13 protein-coding genes and 1 pseudogene are annotated in these 14602 nt (G+C 58.3%); 6 read left to right on the top strand and 8 right to left on the bottom strand.

Annotated features, from left to right (window positions below):
• Positions 1–29: 29 nt before the first annotated feature.
• The 3 genes and pseudogenes from ACPDZI_RS07825 to ACPDZI_RS07815 all read left to right on the top strand — a co-directional run bounded on the left by ACPDZI_RS07825 (position 30) and on the right by ACPDZI_RS07815 (position 3970).
• A pseudogene (locus tag ACPDZI_RS07825) lies at positions 30–532 on the top strand (nucleoside deaminase).
• On the top strand, positions 525–1745 hold the full coding sequence (locus tag ACPDZI_RS07820) for a cyanate transporter (RefSeq protein WP_438834556.1): 1221 nt from the start codon (positions 525–527) through the stop codon (positions 1743–1745). The pseudogene ACPDZI_RS07825 and the gene ACPDZI_RS07820 overlap by 8 nt, the downstream one beginning before the upstream one ends.
• A gap of 344 nt (positions 1746–2089) precedes the next feature.
• On the top strand, positions 2090–3970 hold the full coding sequence (locus ACPDZI_RS07815) for an exotoxin A binding domain-containing protein (protein WP_438834555.1): 1881 nt from the start codon (positions 2090–2092) through the stop codon (positions 3968–3970).
• A gap of 76 nt (positions 3971–4046) precedes the next feature.
• On the opposite strand, the gene rluF is transcribed toward ACPDZI_RS07815, so the two are convergent.
• On the bottom strand, positions 4047–5081 hold the full coding sequence (rluF, locus tag ACPDZI_RS07810; RefSeq protein WP_438834298.1) for a 23S rRNA pseudouridine(2604) synthase RluF: 1035 nt from the start codon (positions 5079–5081) through the stop codon (positions 4047–4049).
• A gap of 628 nt (positions 5082–5709) precedes the next feature.
• Between rluF and gdhA the strand changes: the two genes are divergently transcribed.
• Entirely contained in the window at positions 5710–7056 is a 1347-nt protein-coding gene (gene gdhA / locus ACPDZI_RS07805) for an NADP-specific glutamate dehydrogenase (RefSeq protein WP_438834297.1), read from the top strand.
• A 198-nt stretch (positions 7057–7254) separates the two neighbouring features.
• Positions 7255–8838, top strand: coding sequence for an alpha/beta hydrolase (locus ACPDZI_RS07800; protein WP_438834296.1), 1584 nt, complete (start codon positions 7255–7257; stop codon positions 8836–8838).
• Positions 8839–8913: 75 nt separating this feature from the next.
• Here the strand turns inward: ACPDZI_RS07800 and ACPDZI_RS07795 are convergent, their stop codons facing one another.
• From ACPDZI_RS07795 to ACPDZI_RS07770, 6 genes are all read right to left on the bottom strand, one after another.
• Positions 8914–9447, bottom strand: coding sequence for a hypothetical protein (locus ACPDZI_RS07795; RefSeq protein ID WP_438834295.1), 534 nt, complete (start codon positions 9445–9447; stop codon positions 8914–8916).
• Entirely contained in the window at positions 9444–10475 is a 1032-nt protein-coding gene (locus tag ACPDZI_RS07790) for a hypothetical protein (protein ID WP_438834294.1), read from the bottom strand. The genes ACPDZI_RS07795 and ACPDZI_RS07790 overlap by 4 nt, the downstream gene beginning before the upstream one ends.
• A gap of 13 nt (positions 10476–10488) precedes the next feature.
• The gene (locus ACPDZI_RS07785) at positions 10489–10923 is read right to left on the bottom strand and encodes a hypothetical protein (RefSeq protein ID WP_438834293.1); all 435 of its coding nucleotides are present in this window, start codon (positions 10921–10923) and stop codon (positions 10489–10491) included.
• Positions 10920–11504: a radical SAM protein gene (locus ACPDZI_RS07780; protein ID WP_438834292.1), complete on the bottom strand. Its 585-nt coding sequence runs from the start codon at positions 11502–11504 to the stop codon at positions 10920–10922. Before ACPDZI_RS07780 ends, ACPDZI_RS07785 begins: the two co-directional genes overlap by 4 nt.
• A gap of 449 nt (positions 11505–11953) precedes the next feature.
• On the bottom strand, positions 11954–12322 hold the full coding sequence (locus tag ACPDZI_RS07775; protein ID WP_005299484.1) for a VOC family protein: 369 nt from the start codon (positions 12320–12322) through the stop codon (positions 11954–11956).
• A gap of 153 nt (positions 12323–12475) precedes the next feature.
• Positions 12476–12943, bottom strand: coding sequence for a hypothetical protein (locus ACPDZI_RS07770; RefSeq protein ID WP_323945583.1), 468 nt, complete (start codon positions 12941–12943; stop codon positions 12476–12478).
• 256 nt (positions 12944–13199) lie between these two features.
• Between ACPDZI_RS07770 and ACPDZI_RS07765 the strand changes: the two genes are divergently transcribed.
• On the top strand, positions 13200–13877 hold the full coding sequence (locus tag ACPDZI_RS07765) for an HNH endonuclease (protein WP_373881198.1): 678 nt from the start codon (positions 13200–13202) through the stop codon (positions 13875–13877).
• A gap of 54 nt (positions 13878–13931) precedes the next feature.
• Here ACPDZI_RS07765 and ACPDZI_RS07760 read toward each other — a convergent pair whose 3' ends face one another.
• On the bottom strand, positions 13932–14519 hold the full coding sequence (locus tag ACPDZI_RS07760; RefSeq protein ID WP_024943748.1) for a histidine phosphatase family protein: 588 nt from the start codon (positions 14517–14519) through the stop codon (positions 13932–13934).
• Between the last annotated feature and the right edge of the window lie 83 nt (positions 14520–14602).

Genomic DNA, 14602 nt, shown 5'->3' with positions numbered 1-14602 from the left:
CTCCCATCCCCTTGCCTCGAGGATCCGTCATGCCCCACTCCCTTGCCGAACCCGCCGGCGCACGCCTGATCGCGTCGTTGACCGCCAATCCCAGCCATCAGGAGTGGCTGGAGCAGGCTCTGCAACTGGCCCTCTTCAACCGCCAGCAGGGAGGCCGCCCCTTTGCCGCCCTGCTGGTGCGAGACAACCAGCTGGTGACCAGCGCCGTCAACGGCATGCACCAGGATGGCGACCCCACCCGCCACGCCGAGCTGGAAGCCCTGCGCCAGGCCAGCCAGGTCGGACCGCTGGCGGGCGCCATCGTCTACGCCAGCGGTCACCCCTGCCCCATGTGCCTGAGCGCTCTGGTGATGAACGGCATTGCCGCCGTCTATTACGCCTTCGATAACGAGGATGCGGCCCCGTTCGGCTTTGACAGCACGGCCGCCTACCACAAGCTGGGCCTGCCCCTCGCGCCACCCCCCTGCCACTCATCAAGCTGCCGAGCCCGCTGGCTGCTGCCGAGCTCTACGGTGCACAAGACCATGCTTGAGGCCCGCATCGATACGCGCCAGCAGCAGGCCCTGCTGGTGCTGGTGATCCTGATCGGGCTCAACCTGCGGCCGTTTCTCACCGCCATCGGCCCCCTCAGCCGCGACATTGCCGAGGCGCTCGGGCTCGGCATGGACACCCTGGCCTGGCTGACCCTGCTGCCACTCTGGCTCATCGGCGGCGGCGTGCTGCTCACCCCGGCCCTGCGCAGTCGCACCGGGCCGCGTCAGCTGTTGGGGACGGCCCTGCTGCTGCTGGGACTGGGCAGCGCCATGCGCTTTGAGGTAGGCAGCGGCGCCCTGCTCATCGCCAGCGCCGCCCTCTGCGGGCTGGGTTCGGCCCTGGTGCAGGGGGTGCTGCCCGGCCTCATCAAGCAGGCGTTTGCGCAGAAGGTGCCGCTGGTGATGGGCATCTTCTCGGCCTGCATGATGGGGGGCGGGGCGCTGGGTGCCAGCCTCACCCCGCAGCTCGCCGCCCGGCTCGACTGGTCCCAGGCGCTGGCGCTGTGGAGCCTGCCGGTGCTGCTGGCCATAGGCTGGCTCGGCTGGCGGGTACGGCTGCCCGCAGCGCCGGTGGTAATGTCCGGTGGCGGCGAGCAGCGCCTCATCAGCCTGCCCCGCAGCTGGCTGCTGATAAGCTGCTTTGGCATCATCAACAGCGGTTACGGCATCGTCGTTGCCTGGCTGGCGCCGGCCTACATGGCACAGGGCTGGAGCCCCCAGCAGGGGGGCGAGCTGGTGGCCTGGCTGGCGCTGGCCCAGACCGTAAGCGGCCTCGGCCTGCCGCTGCTGGCCGCCCGCCGGCTCGACCGCCGCCCCTGGATGGGATTGGCCATCGCCATGCAACTGGCGGGCTTTGGCGGCCTCTGGCTGGCGCCGACTGCCGCCCCCATCCTCTGGTGCATGCTGTGCGGCGCCGGGCTTGGCGGCAGCTTCTCCCTCATCATGGTCATCGCGCTCGATCACCTGCCGGACCCGCGCCGAGCCGGCACCCTCAGCGCCCTGATGCAGGGATTTGGTTTCATGCTGGCGGCCACTGGCCCCTGGGTGGCGGCACGCCTGCATCACCTGAGCGGTGACTTCGCCGCCGCCTGGCAGTGGCAGCTGGCCGGTCTGGTGCTGATGAGCCTGCTGGTTCTGCGCCTGGATCCGCGCCGCTACCCCAGCGCCATGAAGCTGGCCACACCGTCTCCCGCCCCCACTCCCATCAGCTGATCTGTGCTTGCCTCCTCTTTCCCGAATGAGGAGGCAAGCTCACCCCCCTCCAGCCTCTCCCCATTCCTTGCTCGCTTTCCGGTATCGGGCCTGCTGAGTAAACCATCAGCAATAAACTTCATATCTATTTGATTTATAACATATTAAACCGTCCCATATGGTGGGTTGCACCGCCATATGAGCCCATTAAGGTAAGGCACTCAGACGAGAATTAATCTCGTTTCGTCTGACAGGGAAGAGGCTGTATTCATCAAGGAGGAGAACGCCACGCGTTAGTGGCTTTGCCATTACTCAAAGGAAATCACATGCAGACAAACACAAAATGGGCTTCTCTACTCGGTGGCTTGGCCATGCTAGGCGGTGCCATCTCACCGGTCATGGCCGACGAGTCATTCAACCTGTGGCAGGAGTGCGCCACCCGCTGCACTCTGGATCTGGCCCAAGGGGTGCGCGCCAGCCAGCTCGATGTCGCCGGCCTGCTGGGTGAACAGGCCGGATCAGGGGTACTGCACTACTCCATGGTATTGGAAGAAGGGGGAGACAGCCTCAAACTGGCCCTCGGCAATGCGCTGACCTTGCGCACGGATGGCACCACCATCACCCTGATCAGCGCCACCGCGGGCAAAGGCCCGCGCACCTACAGCTATACCCGCCAGGGACACGGCAACTGGTCGCTGCACTGGCTGGTTCCCGTCGGCGACGATGCGCCCGCCAGCATCAAGGTCTTCTTCCACGAGCTGGATGCAGGATCCGAGGTGAGCCATATCTCCCCCATCTACAGCATCGAAGTGAGCGACGACCTGCTGCGCAGCATGGCCAGCAACTCGACGCTCTTCGTCAGGCACGTGGAAAACAATCAGATCAATCGCAGCCTCACCCTCAGTGCGGCCGGTGTCGGCTTCGTGGCGGCGCCCACCCAGCACAGCCGTCAGAAGCGCTGGAGCGAGTGGCACACCGGTAAGGTGTTGTGCCTGCTGGATCCGCTGGATGCGGTCTACAACTACCTGTCGCAGCGCACCTGCAACCTGGGTGATACCTGGGAAGGCAAGGTCTACCGGGTATTGGCCGGCGCACCCGCCTCTCACGACACCCATATCGTGCCGACCGCCATCAGTCATCGTCTGCACTTTGCCAAGGGAGACGGTCTGGCGGCCCTCACCACTCATCAGGTTTGCGCCATACCGCTTGAATCCCTGGCCAGAAGCCGTCAACCCAGAGGCTGGGAAGAGCTCAGCCAGTGCGGTTATCCGGTCCACAATCTCATCACCCTCTATCTGCTGACCCGCCTGCCATGGTCTCAGCTTGATACCGTGATCACCCAGGCGCTGGCCAACACCACGCCAGAGGATGGTTCAACGCCACGAGGGCAGCTGGCACAAGCCATTCGGGAGAACCCGGCCCAGGCACGGCTGGCCCTGAGCATGGCGGCCGCCCAGAGCGACGCCTTCAGCCACCAGCAGGCGGGCAATAGCCAAGAACAGGCCGCCAGCGCCGACGTGGTCAATCTCACCTGCCCTGCCGCCGATCTCAACTGCCTGGCGCCGGCCGACAGCGCCGATGCCCTGCAGGAGCGGGACTATCCGAACGGTGCCAGCTTCCTGGGTGACGGGGACGAGGTCAGCTTCAGCACGGCCGGTACTCGCAACTGGTCGGTGACCCGCCTGGAGCAAGCCCATCGCCAGCTGCTGGCGCGCGGTTATCTCTTCGTCGGTTATCACGGCACCTTCCTCGAAGCCGCCCACAGCATAGTGTTTGAAGGGGTGCATGAACGGGATCAATCCTCCATCGTCCCCTGGCAAGGCTTCTATGTCGCCGGCGATCCGGCCCTCGCCTACGGTTACGCCCAGGATCAGGAAGCGGATGCCCGTGGCCGCATCCGCAATGGCGTGCTGCTGCGGGTGTATGTGCCCCGCACCGCGCTGCCCCACCTCTACGCGACCCAGCAGACTCTGGCCGATCCCGGCGCCGTCGATGAGGTCGGCCGCCTGATTGGTCACCCCCTGCCGCTGCAGCTGGAAGCCATCACAGGACCGGAAGAGGAAGGTGGACGCCTGGAAACCATTCTGGGTTGGCGGCTGGCGGAGCAAGCGGTGGTGATCCCCTCCACCATACCGACGGATCCGCGCAATGTCGGCGGCGATCTTGACCTTGCCAGCGTACCGCAGGAAGAGAGCGCCATCAGCGCCTTGCCTGATTACACCACTCAGCCCCGCGAAGACCTCTGAATCGCGGTTCATCGATATAAAAACACCGGCCTGTGGCCGGTGTTTTTTACTGTCAACGCGGGGAGTGAGAGGGGGTTTAGCGCCCCTTCTTCTGCCGCCCACCTTGGCCAGCGCGCGGTTTGCCGGCGGCCGGTTTGGCCCCCTTGTTCGGGGCGCCTTTACCTGCGCTACCTTTGGCCGCGCCGCCTTTACCAGCAGCCCCCTTGCCAGCCGGGCTCTTGTTTTCGAATGCCGACGGCCCCGGCACGTTGGGACGCCCGCCAATCTCGTGGTCATCATCCCGGCGCGGTTTTTTGCCCGGTGCCGGCTTGCCGGCTTGCGCGGCGGACGCCTTGGGTTTACCGCCCTGCCCGGCGGCAGCTTGCCCGCCTTTGGCCGGTTTCACCTCGGAGGAGGAGTCCTCAATCAGCTTGAACAGCTCGATCAGCTCGTCGTCGGTGAGATCGCGCCACTCGCCCACCGGCAACCCCTTGAGGCTGACGTTCATGATGCGGATGCGCTCGAGCTTGGTCACCTCGAAGCCGAAGTGCTCGCACATGCGGCGGATCTGGCGGTTCAGCCCCTGCACCAGCGTGATGCGAAACACGAACGGCGCCTCTTTCTTCACCTTGCACTTCTTGGTGACGGCACCGAGGATCGGCACGCCGGCGCCCATGCCCCGGATAAACTCGTCGGTGACCGGCTTGTCCACGGTCACCAGATACTCTTTCTCGTGATCGTTGCCTGCCCGCAGGATCTTGTTGACCAGATCGCCGTGGTTGGTGAGAAAAATCAGCCCCTGCGAATCCTTGTCGAGACGCCCGATGGGGAAGACCCGGGTGCTGTGGTTGACGAAATCGACGATGTTGTCCTTCTCGCCCGCCTCTGTGGTGGAGACGATGCCCACCGGTTTGTTGAGGACGATGAAGACCAGGCTGTCCGCCTCGCGCGGCTCGATCACCTGGCCGTTGACCTTGACCAGATCCCCGGCAAACACCTGATCCCCCACCCCGGCCCGCTTGCCGTTGATGAAGACGTTGCCCTGCTCGATAAAGCGGTCGGCCTCGCGGCGCGAGCAGATGCCGCTCTCGCTGATGTATTTGTTCAGGCGCATGGATTCATCAGCCAGCATGGGTCACCTGCCACTGGCCTGCGGCCTGGATCCGGGTCATCAGGGCGGCACGCTGCCGGTTCACTAACTCAAAATTGTGCATATCATTCCATCTTCAAAAAAGGCCGCTACCGACCTGTCCGGCAAAAAGCGCCGACACATTAACATATTGCCCCCTGACACACGCCGGATAGTTGCATTCGGCCCGCCCCCTTCTCGCAAAATGCGCCCCCTGTCACGCGGCCAGCCCCCGGCATTGCATCGTCATGCACGGCCGTCCGATTGCCGCCAGCGCCACCGAAGTCAGCATGGCAATGGCCACTTCCGCCGTTGCATTGGATCCTCTCGCTACGCCACAAAGATGCATGAAATATGCAAGAAACGATAACCCAAGCCAAATGACAGCAACATTTTCTTGCTATTTATTAATCAAAAATGCATAAAAAGATTTTGATTCGCGCAAATTATCTGCCCCTATCAACGCTCTTTTCTGCTGTTTTCGGCGATTCGCACAACAATTTTCGCTCAACTGCGAAAAACACCAAATATTCACCTGCATCCAGGCCTGACAAAAACCATAAATTTGGCTGCAGGGTGTGCACTTTTCTCTGGCAAGAGGCCACTTTACCCTTCACTACAGGAGTTACAGATGAGTCATTCCCTCTCCCAGGCGGATTTTCTGGCCCAGGTCGCCAGCCGCAACCCCCACCAACCGGAGTTCATTCAGGCCGTGAGCGAGGTGATCGCCTCCATCTGGCCTTATCTGGCGCGCCACCCCCGCTATCTGCAGCACGGCCTGCTGGAGCGGCTGGTGGAGCCGGAGCGGCTGATCCAGTTTCGGGTGAGCTGGGTGGATGATCGAGGCCAGGTGCAGGTGAACCGGGGCTACCGGGTGCAGCACAGCTCCGCCATCGGTCCCTTCAAGGGAGGGATGCGCTTTCACCCCTCGGTGGATACCTCGGTGCTCAAGTTCCTCGCCTTCGAGCAGACCTTCAAGAATGCCCTCACCACCTTGCCCATGGGCGGTGGCAAGGGGGGCAGCGATTTTGATCCCAAGGGCAAGAGCGAAGGAGAGGTGATGCGCTTTTGCCAGGCGCTGATGCTGGAGCTGCATCGCCACCTCGGCGCCGATACCGACGTGCCGGCCGGCGACATCGGGGTGGGCGGGCGCGAAGTGAGCTACATGGCGGGCATGATGAAGAAGCTCACCAACAGCGCCGAGTGCGTCTTTACCGGCAAGGGGCTCTCTTTTGGCGGCAGCCTGATCCGCCCGGAAGCCACCGGTTACGGCCTGCTCTATTTCGTCGAGGCCATGCTGGCCAACCGGGGGCAATCCCTGGACGGCATGACGGTCTCTGTGTCAGGTTCAGGCAACGTGGCCCAGTACGCCATCGAGAAGGCGATGGCCCTCGGCGCCCGGGTCATCACCGCCTCCGACTCCGGCGGCACCGTCTACGATCCGGCGGGCTTTACCCCCGAGAAACTGGCGCGGCTGATGGCGCTCAAAAACGAGCAGCGCAAGCGCATCGCCGATTATGCCCACGAAGAGGGGCTGGAGTTTTTCAGCGGCCGCACTCCTTGGCACCTGCCGACGGACGTCGCGCTGCCCTGCGCCACCCAGAACGAGCTGGATGAGTCGGACGCCGCCACCTTGATTGCCAATGGCGTGCAACTGGTGGCCGAGGGGGCCAACATGCCGAGCAGCGCCGCCGCCATCCGTCGCCTGCACGAGGCCAAGGTGCTGTTTGCCCCGGGCAAGGCCGCCAACGCCGGCGGGGTCGCCACCTCGGGCCTCGAGATGAGCCAGAATGCCCAGCGCCTCTGCTGGAGCCGGGAGGAGGTGGATGCCCGCCTCAAGGGGATCATGACCAGCATCCACGCCACCTGCGTGCACTATGGCCAGGATGAGACGGGTCACGTGAACTACGAAAGCGGCGCCAACATTGCCGGCTTCGTCAAGGTGGCCGACGCCATGCTGGCCCAGGGGATCTGCTGACACTCTCAACAACCGCACAGACGGATCCCCATACCACAGAGGGCAGCCCCGGGGCTGCCCTCTGTTTGAGTGGATGAGCCGCTCACTGTCTGTACTTATCACCTTGTTTCCCTTAGGCTTTAAGCCAGCTTTCGACCCTTAGTACGGCCGCCGTGGACACGGGGCCGCCCCTCTTTTATCAGTGCCAAGGACTCTCCCATGCTGGCTCGCACCCGCCGCCTCGTTCGCCGCCTTCTTCTCAGCCTGCTGGGCTTGCTGCTGCTCGGCTGGACCCTGGTCGCCTACTTCGCCTGGCAGGCGGCGCCGCTGCAGCCCTGGCACACCCTGGTGCCGCCCGAGCTCAGCGCCGAGCAGCTCGATCACAGCGACTGGCAGGCCTATCTGGCCCACGAGCAGCAGCTGTTCGAGCTGGTAACCAAGGAGGTGATCGCCAGAACGCCGCCGGAGCAGCAACTCGACAGCAATCGCTACTATCGGGATGCCCCCATCAATCCGGCTCATTTTGCAACCGACTGGAACCGCTCCTATCTGCTGCGCCCGAGCGGCGAGGTAAAAGGGGTGGCGGTGTTCCTGCACGGTTTGACCGACTCCCCCTACAGCCTGCGCCACCTGGCCCAGCGCTACCGCGAACAGGGCTTCATCGCCCTGGGGCTGCGCATCCCGGGCCACGGCACCGTGCCGGCCGGGCTGATCGACATCGACTGGGAGACCTGGCTGGCCGCCACCCGGCTGGCGGTGCGCGAGGCCAGGGTACTGGCGCCAAGCCCGCTGCCGCTGCATCTGGTGGGGTTTTCCAACGGCGGCGCGCTGGCGGTGAAATATGCGCTCGATGCGGAAGGTGACAAGACAGGGGCACTGGCAAGGCCCGATCGGCTGGTGCTTATCTCCCCCATGATAGGGGTGACCCGCTTTGCCCGCTTCGCCGGCCTCAAGGCGGTGCCCGCCCTGCTGCCCGCCTTTGCCAGCGCCGCCTGGCTCGACACCATGCCGGAGTTCAATCCCTTCAAGTACAACTCGTTTCCGGTCAACGGCGCGCGCCAGTCTTACCGGCTGACCCACGCCATCCAGCAGCAGGTGCGTGAGCAAGCAGCCAGCGGCGAGTTGGCGACCTTCCCGCCCACCCTCACCTTCCAGTCGGTGATGGACTACACCGTCAGTACCCGCTCCATCATCGCCGATCTCTATCACTTCCTGCCTGCCAACGGCAGCGAGCTGGTACTGTTCGACATCAACCGCGGCACCCTGTTCGGCCCGCTGCTGAGCAGCGCCTCTGAGTTGGCGCTGAGCCACCTGCTGCCGCGCCCACCGCTCTCCTACCGGCTGACGGTGGTGGGCAACCAGGCGCCCGCCAGCACCCGTACCCAGGCCAGCAGTTTGCCGGCCGGCGGTGGGCCTGAGCAGATCCAGCCCCTCGACATCGACTACCCCAGGGAGATCTACTCCCTCTCCCACGTGGCCCTGCCCTTCCCGATGGATGACCCCCTCTACGGCATGGCGCCACGGCCCGAGCAGCGGGAGCAATACGGCATCAACCTGGGGGGCCTGGCCCTGCGCGGTGAGCGCGGGGTGCTGATCGTCAACCCCGGCGCCCTCACCCGCACCTCCTCCAACCCCTTCTACCCCTATCTGCAGGAGAAGGTGATAGAGACGCTGACAGCACCTGCCCAACCGCCGGCCGGCAAGCAGCCAACCCCGGTCTGGGACAGCGAAGACGAGGCCGCCTATCAGGCGGAGAGGGAACAGTTTCTACAAGATGCGCAGGAGAGCGAGGCTCCCTTCTAGGCTATGTTCCTAAAGTGGTTGTTCAGGAAGGGGAGAGACACCGGCCTGAGGCCGGTGTTTGATTAATATTTTGATTCAAGAATGATTATCATGAACCAATGAGGTTAAGTGCCCTCTAATTTCTTCATGAACTTTTCTATCTGCTGAAAAAACCGCCTTTCTATTCCCTCCTTTCAACTCAATAACTAGATATGGAGGGGTTGCCATCATTACAAATCCAGTTTTATTATCACTAAATCGGAATGTACCTGCATTATAGCCAAGTAATCCAATTCCGTTCTTCCGAAGAGTTGGTTTATCATGGCGAGGTAACGTCATATCATATACATCTGATACGTGCTCGATATCATTAAAAATGAAGGTCTCATTGTACATAAGACTAGATAATGTGATCGAATTATTATCTATAATCACTTTAGATGATACGATTTGTAGTGTACCTATCATTAGGAGCACGCCACCTAATGCAAGGGAAAAAATTGAAACTCCGAAGGATAACCTCTTTGTAAAAATAAATTCCGAGCCAGAGGTAAATACTACAGGTAAAATAAACAGCATTAATACAGCGTATGCAATACTTTGAATCGACCAAGGAATATCATAGGTCATTGTACTTCTCCTACAACTCCAAGGGAGTCAAGAACAATATTATCAAGAGCTCTTAGTGCCGTCTCTTGTTGTTCATCGGTAATACTTACCACCCCTAGATTTATTACAGCTTGGAGAACAGCTCTTGCTTCTTTTCTCTTGAAATCAACAATCGCTTTACTGTAAAGCATGGGGGTTTCAGATTGTTTGGAAAACGCTTCTATTAATGATAGTTGATCTCTCATGGGCCTCTCAAGACTCCCCACTGAGTATGGCTCATGGCAATTTACACCACATCCATCAATAGTCACTGCTACGTTCACAGCTACCGAAATTTGAACGGCTACGTTAAGCGCTGCTGCGACGTTGATTGCTGCTCCAGCATAGGTAGCAACAGCAACTGCGATGAATGCAACACACGCTGCTGCCACTGAGCATGCCCTAGGCTCAACTCGGCTGGCACTAAATACTGAGACCAGTTGCTCCAAGTCTGTTTGAGAAACATCATTTAATGTTTGGTTTGTATTGAAGCCATCCTCAATAGTCGCTCTGATAACTTTGTTTTTAGTAATTAGATTTTCAATTTTATTGGTTAAGTGCGATTCTGCATTACTATCTAATATTCCCTCAGCCATTAAATTATTTATAAGTTGTTCGTAGTCTCCCTTTTTTGCCAGAGCAAGATTATTCTCTGAAGCTAGAGACGTTAATATTTTATATTCTTTAGAACTGGTAATGTGTTTTTTACTTGTATCAGATATCTTCAACGACTTAACCGCTTTGGTATATTCCTTTGGTGTGAGCTTTGCCCCAATGAGAACACTCCAGGTATTTGATAGGTTTTCAACGTCTGCCCATATTTCGGGTGGAAGATGAACCCTGCTCATAGAGAGCCGTAGCGATGTAGTCACAGCGTTATTGCTGAGTTTCACACTTTCAGGTTCGCCAAACTTTCTTTTCTTTAGTGTATTGTCGTTGTCTTCAGCCAATACAGTGTTCGCATTCAGTCCAACAAAACTAATAAGGCCGTATTCCACGTATTTTTTCATTGTATCCTCTAGCTCACTGCTGGTTTGTAGTCGCAGACTTAGTTAATAAGTATTTGTTCAGCACGTATGGAATATAGTGCTGGTAGCGTTTTTTAAGGCTTATAATAATTTCAGGATCTTTATGGAGCATTACACAAGCCTCGCATTGGTGGCTTACATTCTTTGTTTTATTGTTTCCCTCCCCAAGTAGACTATCTATTATTTTTATTGGGTCATCGACTTTAATCCATAATTTTAAGAAATAATTTCTTTGGTGTTCTACATATCCACTTAAGTCATGGATTTCACCCACTTTCATTTCATTGATGTGTTCCAAAGTAAGGCCGCAGCATGCTGATATTTTTTTCTTGGGTGTTATGACAATGTTTTCGAATACTTGGTCACAGCCTTTATCAATAGCATCTCTGTCTATATATCCTCTCGCTGTACTATCCTCAAAAAATGTCATCCACGCATTAGACTGCAACTTAAATTTAGTATCGTCTGCTTGTAGTTTTTTATTAAATCATTCTTCTGTATGCTTTCTAAGCAACTTGATGAGTCGGTATCTTTCTCGACTGTAACCAGTGTGAAAATATTATTTTCAGTTAATGCCTCTACTGCATTAAGTACTGTTTTTTCCGAAACCCAACGTTGATGATCGAGGCCAGTACTGATATTTATTTCACTGATTCCAGAGTCATGCAGCTTCCGTGCATAACGGACTGCCATGTCAACGTTCTTCGCCCAGTATGAATTTGTAACGCAGCGAGTCTGTCGTCCATAACTTGTACAATGCTTAATGGCGGTAAAAAGATCCTCTTTGAGCATGAAGCACTCACCTCCGGTGAATACAACAATTTCAATGTCAGGATACATTTCTATTGCAGAGTCAATGGCTCCCAGTATCTCTTTAAGGCTAAGTCGATGTGTGATCTTGGGGGTACACTCAAAACAGCACTCAGCACAAGCGGCTGTGCACTGGTAAGTTGTTATTATTGTTAGTGTTTTAGGGGATATTACGATTAGGTCTTCGATAGCCACACTCATGTGATAACGCTTCCTACATACCAATAGAATTCATTATCATTTGCATCTATGTGGATAATAACAATGCCCATTTGGAGCTTGATTTTCATGTTATTCATTTTCGAATGAGACCAATCCGTCAGAGCCTTATTAGAACTGGCATTACGAAGACTGTATCAGCTGCGCGTTCCTAGGCTGTGTTCTTAACGTGTCATATTTCAGGTGCAGCAATTTCAAGCCATGAACTGGGCCTCTAAAGAGGCCTGATTTACGTGGTTTTGAAGTGAATAAATGCTGTGTTTTTGGAGGGATAGGGCTCTACAAAGTGGTGAGACTGCTTTTCAACCACTTTAGGAACGCAGCCTAGAGCCCGTTGCGGCGGTGCAGCAGTATGGGGCCGACCAGGAAGATCTTCTGCACTTGCTCAGGCAGGGCGGCATCCACCGTCAATCGCCCGATGCCAAGCGCCATCAGGGATAACGGCTAATCTCTATCAGGTTGTGATCCGGATCCAGGCAGTAGACCGACTCGATGGGGCCGCAGGCCCCGCTCTTGGTCACTGGCCCCTCTACTATCTCCACCCCGTGGCAATGGAGCTGGGCGATGACCTGTTCCAGCGGCCAGCGGGTGATGAGGCAGAGATCCCCCGAGCCCACCTGCGCCCGGTTGCGCGGCTCCTGCCCCAGCAGTTGCAGATTGATCTTCTGGTTGCCAAAGCGCAGGGCCCGGCGCCCTGCCCCGAAGGTGATGGCTTCCATGTTGAGCACCGAGCTGTAAAACGCAACGGCCCGCTCGATGTCGCTGACCGTCAATACCAGATGGTCGATATGGCTGATCATGTCCCCTCCTGGTTTATGTGTGTCGATAGCGCTGGCCCGACAGACTGACCTGTGGGCACCCTCATCATACCCAAGCACACACCCAGCATCTGTGCTGAATGGCGCAAAGATGGCCGAGCAGAGCCGCTAGCTAAGTGAAGGTGGCGTTGACCTTCACTGTTGGGTGCGACACGCCTGATCACGCTGGGACAGCAGGGTGTCATCATCACTGTCCATCGCGGCCAGAATGGCTTGATTGCAGGCGCGCTCAGCCTGCCGGGCCGCATCCGGTTTGCTCTCACGAATGTCGGCGATCATGGGGCGGTAGTTAACGGAAGCTGCGCAATACATGGCGCGATACTGAGGCTGCTGCGCGTTGCTGTCGTCCTGGTGGGACAACTGATCGCACAGCTTGCTAAATAGCGCTGCCGCCTTGACGGTGCATTGGCTGAAGCGCCGTGCATCCTGCTCGTAACTGCGGCAGACGCTTTTCGGCTGCAACTGCCAAAACTGGAAGGCAAAGGGGATTTGTTCCCCCTCATACTCCACCACCAGCGATTTGAGCTCAGTGCCATAAATATCCGATACCTGCTGCTGTACCAGGTTGAGATAAGCCGAGAAAAGATAAGAAACCGGATCCATCACCACCTCCTTGTGGTTGACCTGGGTGAATTGACGTTTGTAACTCCCCTACTCTCAGTCCTCAACGAAAGGACCCACTCTAGCCTACTGCTTACTATCAGCTAATTGCTTGATGATACACACATTATTGTGCCAACACAGCTGAAATAAGGTGTCGATTGGATTAAGATGCGCGCCATATCAGGTAACTCGGATGGGGCCATCCCGATCAAATCGGGGCTTGAGGCGACCGAGAAACAGGGCTGAGGAGCCAGTTTTGCGCGGGACATGGACAGAAGAGGAACTAAGGGCAACGGTCAGCGCCTATCTGGCGATGCGCACCATGGAGCAAAATGGCGTCCCCTTCGTCAAAAAGCGCTATTACACCGAACTCGCTAACCAGTTTGGCCGCACCGAGAAGGCATTCGAGTATCGAATGCAGAACATCTCCTATATCTGCGCCCTGCTAGGACGGACCTGGGTATCAGGTCTCAAGCCGGCTAAAAACGTGGGCCCCCACAATGCCCCCATCATAGAGCGCCTGCTCTGTGAACTCGATGGCCAACCTTATACCGGCAAGGCCGCCTTTGAGCATCAAGTGAGCCGCTACAAGAGCAAGCCAACACTCCCCACGCCCATCGGCATCCAAGAACCACAGCAGCGTTATGGAGCCAACCCTAGCTATGGGCGGGATCCAAAGGTGAAGGCTTGGGTATTGATGACGGCGGCGGGCCACTGCGAAAGCTGCGCACAACCGGCCCCTTTTCATGCCACCACAGGGGACGCCTTCTTAGAGGTGCATCATCTGCGCACACTCGCCGAAGGGGGTTCGGATACCATTAGCAACACGGTGGCGCTCTGCCCTAATTGCCACCGTGAGCTGCACTATGGCGTCAACCAGGCACAAAAGCGTGAGGCCCTTTACCAGGCGCTGCCCAGGCTGGTGCGAGAATAACGCGCCTGCTTCGCTCATAAAAAAACGGCTCGCCGATGGCGAGCTGTTTTGGGGTCAGCAGGGGATCCGCTCGATGCGGCCACCGCTCAGTTTGAAGAAGGCATCTTGCGGCAGCTCCTGCAGCCAGGTGGTGGTGTAGTCCAAGTCCGCATAGGCACCGCGCAACATGGCGCCAAACAGGCCGTGAGAGACTACGATGGCGCGCTCAGCGATACGCTCATCCTGCAGCCAGCTCAGGGCCCGGCCTTGAATGCTCTGAAAACTCTCCCCCGCGGGGGCTTGCAGATACCAGTCTGGCTGTTCCAGATCGAGCTCGGGGTGGGCCGCCAGCAACTCGGGCACCCGGCGACTCTCCCACTCCCCCATCCCCAGCTCCACCAGCCGCTCGTCCCAGACGATACGCGCTTGGTCCAGGCCAAGTTGCTGGCATACCCGCTCCGCGGTCTGGCGCGCCCGGCCGAGGGGGCTGGCGTAAAGGGTCCAGTCGGCAGGCTCGGCCAGTAGCTTGGCCAGACGGGCCCCCATGGCGAGGGCCTGGGCTTCACCCTTGGCGGTCAGTTCGGAGTTGCAGCGCCCCTGCAGCCGCAGTTCGGCGTTGTAACGGGTCTGGCCGTGGCGCAGCAGATAGAGGGTACGGGACATGGTTTCTCCAGCAGGTTCAATGAGATAACAAAAACTGAAGAGGCATGATAACAGATGTGCCGGGGCAGCCAAGGCGCAGGCGG

It is taken from the genome of Aeromonas oralensis, from assembly GCF_049665575.1.
GTDB lineage: Bacteria > Pseudomonadota > Gammaproteobacteria > Enterobacterales > Aeromonadaceae > Aeromonas > Aeromonas hydrophila.
The sequence above is the reverse complement of the archived record's forward strand: the minus strand, read 5'-3'. Positions and strand labels throughout refer to the sequence as shown.